Origin of the sequence: Pseudomonas sp. SJZ079, from assembly GCF_007993865.1 — a bacterium.
In the GTDB taxonomy this organism is placed as follows: Bacteria; Pseudomonadota; Gammaproteobacteria; order Pseudomonadales; family Pseudomonadaceae; genus Aquipseudomonas.
Genome location: NZ_VIUH01000004.1, coordinates 134,249 through 148,345, shown reverse-complemented (window position 1 = coordinate 148,345; position 14,097 = coordinate 134,249). Strand labels below are relative to the sequence as shown.

The 14,097-nt window shown below is 60.0% G+C and carries 15 protein-coding genes; all 15 read left to right on the top strand.

Annotated features, from left to right (window positions below; translation table 11 throughout):
- Positions 1–81 precede the first annotated feature (81 nt).
- The gene (gene mnmG / locus FBY03_RS06195; RefSeq protein WP_147171322.1) at positions 82–1,974 is read left to right on the top strand and encodes a tRNA uridine-5-carboxymethylaminomethyl(34) synthesis enzyme MnmG; all 1,893 of its coding nucleotides are present in this window, start codon (positions 82–84) and stop codon (positions 1,972–1,974) included.
- Positions 1,974–2,621, top strand: coding sequence for a 16S rRNA (guanine(527)-N(7))-methyltransferase RsmG (gene rsmG / locus FBY03_RS06190; RefSeq protein ID WP_147171321.1), 648 nt, complete (start codon positions 1,974–1,976; stop codon positions 2,619–2,621). The genes mnmG and rsmG overlap by 1 nt, the downstream gene beginning before the upstream one ends.
- 12 nt (positions 2,622–2,633) lie before the next feature.
- Positions 2,634–3,422 (top strand): ParA family protein, encoded by a 789-nt coding sequence (locus tag FBY03_RS06185; protein ID WP_147171320.1) that lies wholly within the window; start codon positions 2,634–2,636, stop codon positions 3,420–3,422.
- Positions 3,423–3,432: 10 nt separating this feature from the next.
- On the top strand, positions 3,433–4,305 hold the full coding sequence (locus FBY03_RS06180) for a ParB/RepB/Spo0J family partition protein (RefSeq protein WP_147171319.1): 873 nt from the start codon (positions 3,433–3,435) through the stop codon (positions 4,303–4,305).
- Between the two features lie 151 nt (positions 4,306–4,456).
- Positions 4,457–4,864: a F0F1 ATP synthase subunit I gene (locus tag FBY03_RS06175; RefSeq protein ID WP_147171318.1), complete on the top strand. Its 408-nt coding sequence runs from the start codon at positions 4,457–4,459 to the stop codon at positions 4,862–4,864.
- Between the two features lie 16 nt (positions 4,865–4,880).
- A complete protein-coding gene (gene atpB / locus FBY03_RS06170) occupies positions 4,881–5,750 on the top strand; it encodes a F0F1 ATP synthase subunit A (RefSeq protein WP_147171317.1) in 870 nt (289 codons plus the stop codon).
- 173 nt (positions 5,751–5,923) lie between these two features.
- Complete coding sequence (atpE, locus tag FBY03_RS06165) at positions 5,924–6,181, top strand: F0F1 ATP synthase subunit C (protein WP_002555987.1); 258 nt, start codon at positions 5,924–5,926, stop codon at positions 6,179–6,181.
- 56 nt (positions 6,182–6,237) lie between these two features.
- Positions 6,238–6,708, top strand: coding sequence for a F0F1 ATP synthase subunit B (locus tag FBY03_RS06160; RefSeq protein WP_147171316.1), 471 nt, complete (start codon positions 6,238–6,240; stop codon positions 6,706–6,708).
- A 14-nt stretch (positions 6,709–6,722) separates the two neighbouring features.
- Positions 6,723–7,259: a F0F1 ATP synthase subunit delta gene (locus FBY03_RS06155; RefSeq protein ID WP_147171315.1), complete on the top strand. Its 537-nt coding sequence runs from the start codon at positions 6,723–6,725 to the stop codon at positions 7,257–7,259.
- A 21-nt stretch (positions 7,260–7,280) separates the two neighbouring features.
- On the top strand, positions 7,281–8,825 hold the full coding sequence (gene atpA, locus FBY03_RS06150) for a F0F1 ATP synthase subunit alpha (RefSeq protein WP_025163729.1): 1,545 nt from the start codon (positions 7,281–7,283) through the stop codon (positions 8,823–8,825).
- Positions 8,826–8,875: 50 nt separating this feature from the next.
- Positions 8,876–9,736, top strand: a complete 861-nt coding sequence (atpG, locus tag FBY03_RS06145; RefSeq protein WP_147171314.1) for a F0F1 ATP synthase subunit gamma — start codon at positions 8,876–8,878, stop codon at positions 9,734–9,736.
- 30 nt (positions 9,737–9,766) lie between these two features.
- Positions 9,767–11,143: a F0F1 ATP synthase subunit beta gene (gene atpD, locus FBY03_RS06140; RefSeq protein WP_147171313.1), complete on the top strand. Its 1,377-nt coding sequence runs from the start codon at positions 9,767–9,769 to the stop codon at positions 11,141–11,143.
- Between the two features lie 39 nt (positions 11,144–11,182).
- Positions 11,183–11,611 (top strand): F0F1 ATP synthase subunit epsilon, encoded by a 429-nt coding sequence (locus FBY03_RS06135; RefSeq protein WP_025163732.1) that lies wholly within the window; start codon positions 11,183–11,185, stop codon positions 11,609–11,611.
- A gap of 182 nt (positions 11,612–11,793) precedes the next feature.
- On the top strand, positions 11,794–13,158 hold the full coding sequence (glmU, locus tag FBY03_RS06130) for a bifunctional UDP-N-acetylglucosamine diphosphorylase/glucosamine-1-phosphate N-acetyltransferase GlmU (RefSeq protein WP_147171312.1): 1,365 nt from the start codon (positions 11,794–11,796) through the stop codon (positions 13,156–13,158).
- A gap of 167 nt (positions 13,159–13,325) precedes the next feature.
- A complete protein-coding gene (locus FBY03_RS06125; RefSeq protein ID WP_147171311.1) occupies positions 13,326–14,096 on the top strand; it encodes a DeoR/GlpR family DNA-binding transcription regulator in 771 nt (256 codons plus the stop codon).
- Position 14,097 lies beyond the last annotated feature (1 nt).

Sequence of the window (14,097 nt, the reverse complement as noted above, 5' to 3'; positions counted from 1 at the left end):
AGCTAAGTGCCTATACTTGCCGGCTTTCCGCTTTTCCCGATAAAAGCCTCCCCATTTTTCTCAACAGGCACGAGGTGCGTGGTGGATTTCCCTTCCCGTTTTGATGTGATCGTAATCGGCGGTGGCCACGCCGGCACCGAGGCGGCGCTCGCGGCTGCACGCATGGGGGTAAAAACCCTGCTGCTGACCCATAACGTGGAAACCTTGGGGCAGATGAGCTGCAACCCAGCTATTGGCGGCATCGGCAAAAGCCACCTGGTCAAGGAAATCGACGCCCTCGGCGGCGCCATGGCCCACGCCACCGATCTCGGCGGTATTCAGTTCCGCGTGTTGAACAGCCGCAAGGGCCCCGCCGTTCGCGCCACTCGCGCCCAGGCCGATCGCCTGCTGTACAAGGCCGCCATCCGCGAAACCCTGGAAAACCAGAGCAACCTGTGGATATTCCAGCAAGCTGCGGATGACCTGATCGTCGAGAACGAACAGGTCAAGGGCGTGGTCACGCAGATGGGCCTGCGTTTTCTCGCCGACTCGGTGGTGCTGACCACCGGCACCTTCCTCGGCGGACTTATCCACATCGGTATGCAGAACTACACCGGTGGCCGCGCCGGCGATCCACCCTCGATCGCCCTGGCCCAACGCCTGCGTGAACTGCCACTGCGCGTCGGCCGCCTGAAGACCGGAACGCCGCCGCGCATCGACGGCCGTTCGGTGGATTTCACCCAGATGACCGAACAGCCGGGCGACACGCCGATTCCGGTGATGTCGTTCCTCGGCCACCAGCTGCAACATCCGCGTCAGGTCAGTTGCTGGATTACCCACACCAACGCCCGCACCCACGAGATCATCGCCGCCAACCTGGATCGCTCGCCGATGTATTCCGGGGTGATCGATGGCGTCGGTCCGCGTTACTGCCCGTCCATCGAAGACAAGATTCACCGTTTCGCCGACAAGGACAGCCACCAGGTGTTCATCGAGCCGGAAGGCCTGACCACCCACGAGCTGTATCCCAATGGCATTTCCACGTCGCTGCCCTTCGATGTGCAGCTGGAGCTGGTGCGTTCTATTCGCGGCATGCACAACGCGCATATCGTTCGCCCCGGCTACGCCATCGAGTACGACTACTTCGATCCGCGGGACCTGAAGTACAGCCTGGAAACCAAGGTCATCGGTGGCCTGTACTTCGCCGGACAGATCAACGGCACCACCGGTTACGAAGAAGCCGGCGCCCAGGGATTGTTGGCCGGCTGCAACGCGGCGCTGCGTGCCCTGGGTCGCGAAGCCTGGTGCCCGCGCCGCGACGAAGCCTACCTCGGCGTACTGGTCGACGACCTGATCACCCTGGGCACCCAGGAACCGTACCGCATGTTTACCTCGCGGGCCGAGTACCGCCTGATCCTGCGTGAAGACAACGCCGACCTGCGCCTGACCGAGAAAGGCCGCGAACTGGGCCTGGTCGACGATCGGCGCTGGGCGGCGTTCGAGGCCAAGCGCGAAGGCATCGCCCAGGAGGAGCAACGACTGAAAAGCACCTGGGTACGACCGAATACTGCGCAAGGCGACGCCATCGCCGCACGCTTCGGTACGCCGCTGACGCATGAATACAACCTGCTCAACCTGCTCTCGCGCCCGGAAATCGACTACGCCGGTCTGGTCGCAGTGACCGGCGGCGGTGCCGAAGACCCGCAGGTCGCCGAACAGGTCGAGATCAAGACCAAGTACGCCGGTTACATCGACCGTCAGCAGGATGAAATCGCCCGTCTGCGCGCGAGCGAGAATACCCAGCTGCCGGCCGATATCGACTACCACGGGATTTCCGGGTTATCCAAGGAGATCCAGCACAAACTGGGCGAGGCTCGCCCGCAGACCCTGGGCCAGGCTTCGCGGATTCCCGGGGTGACCCCGGCCGCGATCTCGCTGTTGTTGATCCACCTGAAAAAGCGCGGTGCTGGCCGCCAGCTGGAGCAAAGCGCCTGATGCCCCTGGTCACCCCCAGCCATGCCGAAGAACTCAGCCACGGTGCGCGTGAGTTGGGCGTCGAACTGTCCGCCCAGCAACACCAGCAACTGCTCGCCTATCTGGCGCTGCTGATCAAGTGGAACAAGGCCTACAACCTGACGGCGGTGCGCAATCCGGACGAAATGGTCTCGCGCCATCTGCTCGACAGCCTCAGCGTGGTGCCCTATGTGGTCGAAGCCGGGGATAACTGGCTGGACGTCGGCAGCGGCGGCGGTATGCCGGGCATTCCCCTGGCGATCCTGTTCCCCGAACGGCGCTTCACCCTGCTCGACTCCAACGGCAAGAAGACCCGCTTCCTCACGCAAGTGAAGCTGGAGCTGCAACTGGCCAATCTGGAAGTTATCCACAGCCGGGTCGAAGGCTTTACCCCCGAGCACCCATTCAGCGGTATCTGCTCGCGGGCCTTCAGCTCGTTGCAGGACTTCAGCGACTGGACGCGTCACCTCGGCGATGGCGATACCCGCTGGTTGGCGATGAAAGGCGTGCACCCCGATGACGAACTACAAGCCCTGCCGACGGATTTCTCGCTGGTCGCCACTCATGTGCTCAAGGTTCCCGGTTGCCAAGGTCAGCGCCATCTGCTGATACTGCGGCGCTCGGTCTAGGGGAAAAGCAGCATGGCTAAAGTATTCGCAATCGCCAACCAGAAGGGCGGCGTGGGCAAGACCACCACCTGCGTCAATCTGGCTGCCTCACTGGTAGCGACCAAGCGCCGCGTGCTGTTGATCGACCTCGATCCGCAGGGCAACGCGACCATGGGCAGCGGTATCGACAAGCATGCCCTGGAGCATTCGATCTATGACGTGCTGATCGGCGAATGCGACCTGGTGCAGGCCATGCAGTTTTCCGAGCACGGCGGTTATCAGTTGCTGCCGGCCAACCGCGACCTGACCGCAGCCGAAGTCTCCCTGCTGGAGATGAAGATGAAGGAGAGTCGCCTGCGCTATGCGTTGGCGCCGATTCGCGAGAATTACGATTACATCCTCATCGACTGCCCACCGGCCTTGTCGATGCTGACGATCAACGCGCTGGTCGCCGCCGATGCGGTGATTATTCCCATGCAGTGCGAGTATTACGCCCTGGAAGGTCTGAGTGACCTGGTCAACAGCATTCAGCGCATCGGCCAGTTGCTCAATCCGAGCCTGAAGATCGAAGGCCTGTTGCGGACCATGTACGACCCGCGCATCAGCCTGACCAATGATGTCTCGGCGCAGCTCAAAGAACATTTTCCCGATCAGCTGTACCAAACGGTGATCCCGCGCAATGTGCGCCTGGCCGAAGCCCCGAGCTTTGGCATGCCGGCGCTGGTTTATGACAAGCAATCCCGTGGTGCCATCGCCTACCTGGCGTTGGCTGGCGAACTGGTTCGTCGCCAGCGTGCAAACGCTCACACGGCAACCGCATAAGGAATTCCGCATGGCCGCCAAGAAACGAGGGCTGGGAAGAGGGTTGGATGCCCTGCTAGGGGGAACCAGCGTCGTCGCCCTGCAAGACGAAGCGGCCCAGGCCGACAGCAGCGAGCTGCAATATGTGCCGCTGGATCTGATCCAGCGCGGTAAATACCAGCCGCGCCGCGACATGGATCCAACTGCACTGGAAGAGCTGGCCCAGTCGATCAAATCCCACGGGGTGATGCAGCCCATCGTAGTGCGGCCGATTGCCGACGGACGCTTCGAGATTGTCGCCGGCGAACGCCGCTGGCGCGCCAGCCATCAGGCGGGTCTGGAGAAGATTCCCGCCATGGTGCGCGAACTGCCGGATCAAGCCGCCATCGCCATGGCGTTGATCGAGAACATCCAGCGCGAAGACCTCAACCCGATTGAGGAAGCCGTGGCGCTGCAGCGCCTGCAGCAAGAGTTCCAATTGACCCAACAGCAAGTGGCAGAGGCAGTCGGTAAATCCCGGGTGACCATCACCAATCTGCTGCGCCTGATCGCCTTGCCGGAAGAGATCAAGACCTTGCTCGCCCATGGCGATCTGGAAATGGGCCACGCCCGCGCTTTGCTCGGTCTACCGGCCGAACAGCAGGTCGAGGGGGCGCGACATGTTGTCGCGCGTGGGCTTAGCGTGCGCCAAACCGAGGCACTGGTGCGGCAGTGGTTGAACAGCAAAGAAAAGCCGGTCACCGAGACCAAGGTCGACCCGGACATCAGTCGGCTGGAACAGCGCCTGGCTGAGCGCCTGGGCTCGCCGGTGCAGATCAAACACGGGGAAAAAGGCAAAGGCCAATTGGTCATTCGCTATAACTCGCTGGACGAGTTACAGGGAGTACTTGCGCACATTCGCTGAAACATTTGGAGTTGTAGTGAGTAGTCGGAAATCACTACCCGGCAGTTGAATGGGCTGGGAAGCGCCCCTATACTCTGCGCGCATTTCGTCGGCACAAAGTATGCCAATTTTTTTGGCGCCGACACCCGGGGACTGATTCAGGAACAACTCGATGGATGTTCGCACGCAAAACCGCCTGCCCTTCCATCGTCTACCGGTTTTTCCGGTGTTGCTGGCTCAACTGGTCGTAGTCCTGCTTGCCGCTGTCGTTCTCTGGCAGTGGCGCGGTGTAACGACTGGATACTCTGGGTTGCTGGGCGGCCTGATTGCTTGGCTACCCAATCTGTACTTTGCCCACAAGGCGTTCCGATTCACTGGAGCGCGGGCCGCCCAAGCCATAGTCCGGTCTTTTTATGCCGGTGAAGCGGGCAAGTTAATTCTGACGGCAGTGCTGTTTGCACTGACGTTTGCAGGGGTGAAGCCATTAGAGGCGCTGGCAGTGTTCGGCGTTTTTGGTCTGACCCAAGTGGTCAACTGGTTCGCACCGCTGTTGATGAAAATAAGATTTTTGAGACCTTAGGGCGTTTGAGGCAACCATGGCAGAACAAACCGCTTCGGGCTATATCCAGCACCACCTACAGAACCTGACTTTCGGGAAACTGGGCAACGGTGATTGGGGCTTTGCCCACACTGCGCAAGAAGCCAAAGAAATGGGTTTTTGGGCATTCCACGTCGATACCCTGGGCTGGTCTATTGCCGTGGGTCTGATCTTCATCCTGCTATTCCGCATGGCCGCGAAAAAAGTGACCTCCGGCCAGCCTGGCGCTTTGCAAAACTTCGTCGAGGTGCTGATCGAGTTCGTCGATGGCAGCGTCAAGGATACCTTCCACGGCCGCAACCCGCTGATCGCCCCATTGGCACTGACCATCTTCGTCTGGGTCTTCCTGATGAACGCCATCGACCTGGTGCCGGTGGATTGGATTCCACAGCTGGCGGCGATCATTTCCGGTGATCCACACCTGTTCTTCCGTGTGGTGCCGACCACCGACCCGAACGCCACCCTGGGCATGTCCCTGTCGGTATTCGCGCTGATCATCTTTTACAGCATCAAGGTCAAGGGCATCGGCGGCTTTATCGGTGAACTGACCCTACACCCCTTCGGCAGCAAGAACCTGTTGGTGCAGGCGCTGCTGATTCCGGTCAACTTCCTGTTGGAGTTCGTGACGCTGGTGGCTAAGCCGATTTCCCTGGCCCTGCGTCTGTTCGGCAACATGTATGCGGGCGAGCTGGTGTTTATCCTGATCGCCGTGATGTTTGGCAGTGGTCTGCTCTGGCTCAGTGGCCTGGGTGTGGTGCTGCAATGGGCGTGGGCGGTGTTCCACATCCTGATCATCACCCTGCAAGCCTTTATCTTCATGATGTTGACCATCGTCTACCTGTCGATGGCGCACGAAGATAACCATTAAAAACCACACGCACATCCGCTGACCGTCTCCCCTCGGGAGACGGAGCCCAAGGGCGCAAGAGGCTGTGCTGTGTTCTTGATGGATGCCCGCAAGGGCAGTGATTCAACCGATTTTGCTTTACCGCTTTACCTTTAAAAACCTTAACCAATACGACGTAAAAGTCGGGAGGAAAAATGGAAACTGTAGTTGGTCTGACTGCGATCGCTGTTGCACTGCTGATTGGCCTGGGTGCCCTGGGTACTGCAATTGGTTTCGGCCTGCTGGGTGGCAAGTTCCTGGAAGGCGCTGCGCGTCAGCCGGAAATGGTGCCAATGCTGCAAGTGAAAATGTTCATCGTCGCCGGTCTGCTCGACGCCGTGACCATGATCGGTGTTGGTATCGCACTGTTCTTCACCTTCGCGAACCCCTTCGTTGGTCAACTTGCAGGCTAATCACTCGATTTTCGAGTGGATTGGTTTGACGGACAACGAACGAGCGAGGTGTTGGCGTGAACATTAATGCAACCCTGATTGGCCAGTCCGTTGCCTTCTTCATCTTCGTGCTGTTCTGCATGAAGTTCGTATGGCCTCCGGTCATTGCGGCTTTGCACGAACGTCAGAAGAAGATCGCAGACGGCCTGGACGCTGCCAGCCGTGCGGCTCGTGACCTGGAGTTGGCCCATGAGAAAGTGGGTCAACAACTGCGCGAAGCCAAAAGCCAGGCAGCCGAGATCATTGAGCAAGCCAAGAAACGCGGTAACCAGATCGTCGACGAAGCCCGTGAACAGGCCCGTCTCGAAGCTGACCGGGTGAAGGCTCAGGCTCAGGCCGAGATCGAACAGGAACTGAACAGCGTCAAAGACGCCTTGCGCGCCCAAGTGGGTAGCCTGGCCGTCAGCGGTGCCGAGAAGATCCTGAGCGCATCTATCGACCAAAACGCGCATGCGGAGCTGGTTTCCAAACTGGCAGCTGAAATTTAAGCGAGGGCGCGATCATGGCAGAATTGACCACGCTGGCCCGACCTTACGCTAAGGCTGCTTTTGAGTACGCTCAGGCCCACCAGCAACTGGCCCCTTGGTCAGCCATGCTCGGCCTGGCCGCTGCGGTGTCGCAAGACGACACCATCCAGCGCATGCTCACGGCTCCGCGTCTGACGAGTACAGATAAAGCCACCGCCTTTATCGAGGTGTGTGGTGACAAGTTCAACGAGCAGGTACGCAATTTCGTCCACGTAGTCGCCGAAAACGATCGTCTGGCGTTGTTTCCAGAGATCGCCGAACTGTTCGAGCTGATGAAAGCCGAACAGGAAAAATCGGTTGATGTGGACGTCACCAGTGCCTTTGCATTGAACGAAGAACAGCAAGACAAACTCGCCAAGGTTCTCAGTGCACGGCTCGGTCGAGAAGTGCGTCTGCACGCCGCGGAGGATGCCACCTTGATTGGTGGTGTTGTTATTCGCGCCGGCGACCTGGTTATCGATGGCTCAGTTCGCGGCAAGCTCGCGAAACTGGCCGAAGCATTGAAATCTTGAGTTTGAAGGGGCAGCAGAGCTATGCAGCAACTCAATCCTTCCGAAATAAGTGAAATCATCAAGGGCCGCATCGACAAGCTCGATGTAGCCTCGCAAGCCCGCAACGAAGGCACAGTCGTCAGCGTGTCCGACGGTATCGTGCGGATTCACGGTCTGGCCGACGTTATGTACGGCGAAATGATCGAGTTCCCGGGCAGCGTTTACGGTATGGCCATGAACCTGGAGCGCGACTCTGTCGGCGCCGTGGTTCTCGGTGCTTACCAGTCCCTGGCCGAAGGCATGAGTGCCAAGTGCACCGGCCGCATCCTCGAAGTGCCGGTTGGTCCGGAACTGCTGGGTCGCGTGGTCGATGCCCTGGGTAACCCAGTCGACGGTAAAGGCCCGCTGAACAACGTCGCTACCGACGCGGTTGAGAAGGTTGCACCGGGCGTGATCTGGCGTAAGTCGGTCGACCAGCCGGTACAGACCGGTTACAAGGCCGTCGATGCCATGATCCCGGTTGGCCGTGGTCAGCGCGAGCTGATCATCGGTGATCGTCAGATCGGTAAAACCGCTCTGGCGATCGACGCGATCATCAACCAGAAGAACAGCGGCATTAAGTGCGTGTACGTGGCTATCGGTCAGAAGCAGTCGACCATCGCCAACGTGGTGCGCAAGCTGGAAGAAAACGGCGCCTTGGCTAACACCATCATCGTCGCCGCCAGTGCTTCCGAATCCGCTGCGCTGCAGTTCATCGCACCGTACGCCGGTTGCACCATGGGCGAGTACTTCCGCGACCGCGGCGAAGACGCGCTGATCGTGTATGACGATCTGTCCAAGCAGGCCGTGGCTTATCGCCAGATTTCCCTGCTGCTGCGCCGTCCGCCAGGCCGTGAAGCCTACCCAGGCGACGTGTTCTATCTCCACAGCCGTCTGCTGGAGCGCGCCTCGCGCGTGTCCGAAGAGTACGTTGAGAAGTTCACCAACGGTGAAGTGAAGGGCAAGACCGGTTCCTTGACCGCTCTGCCGATCATCGAAACTCAGGCTGGCGACGTGTCTGCGTTCGTACCGACCAACGTGATCTCGATCACCGACGGTCAGATCTTCCTGGAATCGGCCATGTTCAACTCCGGCATCCGTCCGGCAGTGAACGCCGGTGTGTCGGTATCGCGGGTAGGTGGTGCGGCTCAGACCAAGATCATCAAGAAGCTCTCCGGTGGTATCCGTACCGCTCTGGCTCAGTACCGTGAACTGGCGGCTTTCGCCCAGTTCGCTTCTGACCTGGACGAAGCCACCCGTAAGCAACTCGAGCATGGTCAGCGCGTAACCGAGCTGATGAAGCAGAAGCAATACGCGCCGATGTCCATCGCCGACATGTCGCTGTCCCTGTATGCCGCCGAGCGTGGCTTCCTGCAGGACATCGAGATCGTCAAAATCGGCAGCTTCGAACAAGCGCTGATTGCTTACTTCAACCGCGATCACGCCGAACTGATGGCGAAGATCAACGTGAAGGGTGACTTCAATGACGAAATCGATGCAGGCCTGAAAGCCGGTATCGAGAAGTTCAAGGCCACCCAAACCTGGTAAGCCGCAGCGGAGGTCGCAAGACCTCCGCCTGCTAACCCGATAGGTGTTACATGGCAGGCGCAAAAGAGATTCGCAGCAAGATTGCGAGCATCAAAAGCACGCAAAAGATCACCAGCGCCATGGAAAAGGTGGCTGTCAGCAAGATGCGCAAAGCACAAATGCGCATGTCTGCCAGCCGTCCTTACGCGGAGCGTATCCGCCAGGTAATTGGTCATCTGGCCAACGCCAACCCGGAATACCGTCACCCATTCATGATCGAGCGTGAAGTAAAGCGTGTCGGTTATGTAGTGGTGAGCAGTGACCGTGGTCTGTGCGGCGGCTTGAACACCAACCTGTTCAAGGCCCTGGTCAAGGACATGGCGGCAAACCGCGAAAACGGTGTAGAGATCGATCTCTGCGTAGTAGGCAGCAAGGGTGCGGCGTTTTTCCGCAACTTCGGCGGTAACGTCGTCGCTGCAATCAGCCACCTGGGTGAAGAGCCGTCGATCAATGATCTGATCGGCAGCGTCAAGGTGATGCTGGATGCCTACCTCGAGGGTCGTATCGACCGCTTGGCCGTGGTTTCCAACAAGTTCGTCAATACCATGACGCAAAAGCCGACAGTGGAGCAGTTGATTCCGCTGGTGGCCGATCCGGATCAGGAACTCAAGCATCACTGGGACTATCTCTACGAACCCGACGCCAAAGAGCTGCTTGACGGCCTGATGGTGCGTTACGTGGAGTCGCAGGTGTACCAGGCGGTGATCGAGAACAACGCAGCTGAACAAGCGGCGCGGATGATCGCGATGAAGAACGCTACCGACAACGCCGGTGATCTGATCAGCGATTTGCAGCTGATCTACAACAAGGCACGTCAGGCGGCGATCACCCAAGAGATCTCGGAAATCGTTGGCGGCGCTGCCGCGGTCTGATACCAGTTCATATATTCAGAGGATCCAGCTATGAGTAGCGGACGTATCGTACAAATCATCGGCGCCGTGATCGACGTGGAATTCCCACGCGATCAGGTCCCGAGCATCTACGACGCTTTGAAAGTTCAAGGCGCCGACACCACCCTGGAAGTTCAGCAGCAGCTGGGCGACGGCGTGGTACGTACCATTGCGATGGGCTCGACCGAAGGCTTGAAGCGCGGTCTGGACGTCAACAACACGGGTGCAGCCATCTCCGTACCAGTCGGTAAAGCTACCCTGGGCCGGATCATGGACGTGCTTGGCAACCCGATCGACGAAGCCGGTCCGATTGGCGAAGAAGAGCGTTGGGGCATTCACCGCCCGGCACCGTCTTTCGCCGAACAAGCGGGCGGCAACGACCTGCTGGAAACCGGCATCAAGGTTATCGACCTGATCTGCCCGTTCGCCAAAGGCGGTAAAGTCGGTCTGTTCGGTGGTGCCGGTGTGGGCAAGACCGTCAACATGATGGAACTGATCCGTAACATCGCCATCGAGCACAGCGGTTATTCCGTGTTCGCCGGTGTGGGCGAGCGTACCCGTGAGGGTAACGACTTCTACCACGAGATGAAGGACTCCAACGTTCTCGACAAGGTAGCCCTGGTCTACGGTCAGATGAACGAGCCACCAGGCAACCGTCTGCGCGTAGCGTTGACCGGCCTGACCATGGCCGAGAAGTTCCGTGACGAAGGTAACGACGTACTGTTGTTCGTCGACAACATCTACCGTTACACCTTGGCCGGTACCGAAGTATCCGCACTGCTCGGCCGTATGCCGTCGGCAGTAGGTTACCAGCCGACCCTGGCCGAAGAGATGGGCATCCTGCAGGAGCGCATCACGTCGACCAAGCAGGGTTCGATCACCTCGATCCAGGCCGTCTACGTACCTGCGGACGACTTGACCGACCCGAGCCCGGCGACCACCTTCGCCCACTTGGACGCCACCGTCGTACTGTCGCGTGACATCGCCTCCCTGGGTATCTACCCAGCGGTCGATCCGCTCGACTCCACCTCGCGTCAGCTGGACCCGATGGTTATCGGCCAGGAGCACTACGACACCGCTCGCGGCGTGCAGTACGTGCTGCAGCGCTACAAAGAGCTGAAGGACATCATTGCGATCCTGGGTATGGACGAGCTGTCGGAAACCGACAAGCAGTTGGTATCCCGTGCACGTAAGATCCAGCGCTTCCTGTCGCAGCCGTTCTTCGTGGCTGAGGTCTTCACCGGTGCTTCGGGCAAATACGTTTCCCTGAAGGACACCATTGCTGGCTTCAAGGGCATCCTCAACGGTGACTACGACAGCCTGCCAGAACAAGCGTTCTACATGGTTGGTGGCATCGAAGAAGCCGTCGAGAAAGCCAAGAAACTGTAATCCGTGCGCCCGGAGACGGGCGCTTACGTGAGGCAAGATATGGCTATGACAGTCCATTGCGACATCGTCAGCGCGGAAGGCGAGATCTTCTCCGGTCTGGTCGAGATGGTGGTTGCGCACGGTAACCTGGGCGATATCGGTATCGCCCCGGGTCACGCGCCGCTGATCACCGATCTCAAGCCGGGTCCGATCCGCCTGATCAAGCAGGGTGGCGAAGCCGAGGTGTTCTACATCTCCGGCGGCTTCCTGGAAGTGCAGCCGAACATGGTGAAGGTCCTGGCCGACACCGTACAGCGCGCTGCCGACCTGGACGAAGCCTCCGCTCAGGAAGCCGTCAAGGCTGCCGAGAAGGCCCTGCATGACAAAGGTGCGGAGTTCGATTATGGCTCCGCCGCCGCACGCTTGGCCGAGGCTGCAGCTCAGCTGCGCACCGTCCAGCAGCTGCGCAAGAAGTTTGGCGGCAGCTGATTCCGTCAGGCTTCATCGCACAGTAGAAAAAGGGTAGCCTTGGCTACCCTTTTTTTCGTCTGTTATTCCACCCCTAGGCTGGGTCGAGCGCAGCGCAATCCAGCATGACTGGCAGTTGCTGCGCAGCCGGGGTTTCGGCAAAAACGTCTCTACCCAGTCACGTATCTTCAGGATCAACTTTCATGTCGCTCGATATCGTCATCCTCGCTGCCGGCCAAGGCACCCGCATGCGCTCCGCGCTGCCCAAGGTACTGCACCCGGTGGCTGGAAAATCCATGCTCGGACACGTCATCGATACCGCGCGCACACTGCAGCCACAGGGTATTCATGTGGTGATCGGCCACGGTGCCGAGCAAGTGCGTGAGCGTCTGGCGGCGGATGACCTGAACTTCGTGCTGCAGACCGAGCAGCTGGGGACCGGCCATGCCGTGGCCCAGGCGTTGCCCGCGTTAAGCGCCGAGCGGGTGCTGATTCTCTATGGCGATGTACCGCTGATCGAACAGGGCACCCTGCAGCGCTTGCTGGAGAAGGTCGGCGACGAGCAACTGGCGTTGTTGACCGTCGACCTCAACGATCCGACCGGTTACGGGCGCATCCTGCGCGACAAGACGGGCAAGGTGCTGGCCATCGTCGAGCAAAAAGACGCGAGCCCCGAGCAGCGGCAGATCTGCGAAGGCAATACCGGGATTCTTGCGGTGCCCGGCAAGCGTCTGGGCGACTGGCTGGGGCGTTTGTCCAACAGCAACGCCCAGGGCGAGTACTACCTCACCGACGTCATCGCCATGGCGGTGGCCGACGGTTTAGTGGTGGCCACCGAACAACCGCTGGACGCCATGGAAGTGCAGGGCGCCAACGACCGCATCCAGCTCGCCGAACTGGAGCGCCATTACCAGCAGCGGGCGGCGCGCCAACTGATGGCCCAGGGTGTGACCCTGCGTGATCCGGCACGCTTCGACCTGCGCGGCGAGGTCACGGTGGGGCGCGACGTGCTGATCGATATCAACGTGATCCTCGAAGGTCGGGTGGTCATCGAGGACGGCGTGCACATCGGCCCGAACTGCGTGATCAGCAACAGTACGCTGCGCAAGGGTGCCGTGGTCAAGGCCAACAGCCACCTGGACGGTGCCGAGGTCGGTGAGGGTGCCGATTGTGGCCCCTTCGCCCGCTTGCGCCCCGGAGCCGTGCTGGGCGCCAAGGCCCATGTGGGTAACTTCGTCGAACTGAAAAATGCCGTGCTCGGCGCAGGCGCCAAGGCCGGCCACCTCAGCTACCTGGGCGATGCCGAGATCGGCGCGCGCACTAACATCGGCGCCGGCACCATCACCTGCAATTACGATGGTGCCAACAAGTTCAAGACGGTATTGGGTGAGGATGTATTCATCGGCTCCAACAGCGCCCTGGTCGCCCCGCTGACCCTGGGCGATGGCGTCACCACCGGCGCGGGCTCGGTGATTACCAGCGATGTGCCGGCCGACACCCTGGCCGTGGGGCGGGCCAAGCAGCGCAATATCGAGGGTTGGAAACGCCCGGTGAAGATCAAGCAGTGAGGCTGATCGGGGGATGGGTTAGACGCGTAGCGGCATAACCCACCGCTTAGGCAGGATGGGTAGCGCCGTGCTCAACCCATCTAACGGCCTTCCATCGGTTTTACTCTTGACGCAAAAGCTTCATTAGGTTTTGATTCGCGCAATTATCTTTCGAATCGAAACTTAGCATGTCGAAACGCAACACTCCGCAGCGGCGTCACGCCATTCTCGCCCTGCTCGCCGAGCAGGGCGAGGTCAGTGTCGATGCGCTGGCCAAGGGGTTTTCGACCTCGGAAGTGACCATCCGCAAGGATCTCGCCGCCCTGGAAAAGAATGGCCTGTTGCTACGGCGTTACGGTGGCGCGGTGCCCATGCCGCAGGAGCTGATCGCTGATGGCGGTCAGCCGGTGTCCAAATACAAGCAGGCGATTGCCCGCGCCGGTGTGGCGCGCATTCGTGAGCATGCGCGGATCATCATCGACAGCGGCACCACCACCGCGGCGATGATCCCCGAGTTGGGGCACAAGCCGGGCCTGGTGGTGATGACCAACTCGCTGAACGTGGCCACTGCGCTGCGCGACCTGGAGCATGAGCCGATGCTGTTGATGACCGGTGGCACCTGGGACCCGCACTCCGAGTCGTTCCAGGGCCAGGTCGCCGAGCAGGTGTTGCGCTCCTATGACTTCGATCAATTATTCATCGGTGCCGACGGCATCGACCTGGCGCGCGGTACCACCACCTTCAATGAATTACTGGGTCTCAGCCGGGTCATGGCCGAGGTGGCCCGCGAAGTGGTGGTGATGGTCGAGAGCGACAAGATCGGCCGCAAGATTCCCAACCTGGAGCTGCCCTGGAGCAGCATCCATACCCTGATAACCGACGAACGCCTCAGCGCTGAGGCCCGTGAACAACTGACGGCACGCGGGATCAACTTGATCTGCGCGGCCGTCGACGCTTAAG

Bases quoted from the DNA above. Each gene is read 5' to 3' on its own strand.
- rsmG (WP_147171321.1), top strand. From the start codon at position 1,974: ATGCCCCTGGTCACCCCCAGCCATGCCGAAGAACTCAGCCACGGTGCG.
- FBY03_RS06185 (WP_147171320.1), top strand. From the start codon at position 2,634: ATGGCTAAAGTATTCGCAATCGCCAACCAGAAGGGCGGCGTGGGCAAG.
- FBY03_RS06180 (WP_147171319.1), top strand. From the start codon at position 3,433: ATGGCCGCCAAGAAACGAGGGCTGGGAAGAGGGTTGGATGCCCTGCTA.
- FBY03_RS06175 (WP_147171318.1), top strand. From the start codon at position 4,457: ATGGATGTTCGCACGCAAAACCGCCTGCCCTTCCATCGTCTACCGGTT.
- atpB (WP_147171317.1), top strand. From the start codon at position 4,881: ATGGCAGAACAAACCGCTTCGGGCTATATCCAGCACCACCTACAGAAC.
- atpE (WP_002555987.1), top strand. From the start codon at position 5,924: ATGGAAACTGTAGTTGGTCTGACTGCGATCGCTGTTGCACTGCTGATT.
- FBY03_RS06155 (WP_147171315.1), top strand. From the start codon at position 6,723: ATGGCAGAATTGACCACGCTGGCCCGACCTTACGCTAAGGCTGCTTTT.
- atpA (WP_025163729.1), top strand. From the start codon at position 7,281: ATGCAGCAACTCAATCCTTCCGAAATAAGTGAAATCATCAAGGGCCGC.
- atpG (WP_147171314.1), top strand. From the start codon at position 8,876: ATGGCAGGCGCAAAAGAGATTCGCAGCAAGATTGCGAGCATCAAAAGC.
- atpD (WP_147171313.1), top strand. From the start codon at position 9,767: ATGAGTAGCGGACGTATCGTACAAATCATCGGCGCCGTGATCGACGTG.
- FBY03_RS06135 (WP_025163732.1), top strand. From the start codon at position 11,183: ATGGCTATGACAGTCCATTGCGACATCGTCAGCGCGGAAGGCGAGATC.
- glmU (WP_147171312.1), top strand. From the start codon at position 11,794: ATGTCGCTCGATATCGTCATCCTCGCTGCCGGCCAAGGCACCCGCATG.
- FBY03_RS06125 (WP_147171311.1), top strand. From the start codon at position 13,326: ATGTCGAAACGCAACACTCCGCAGCGGCGTCACGCCATTCTCGCCCTG.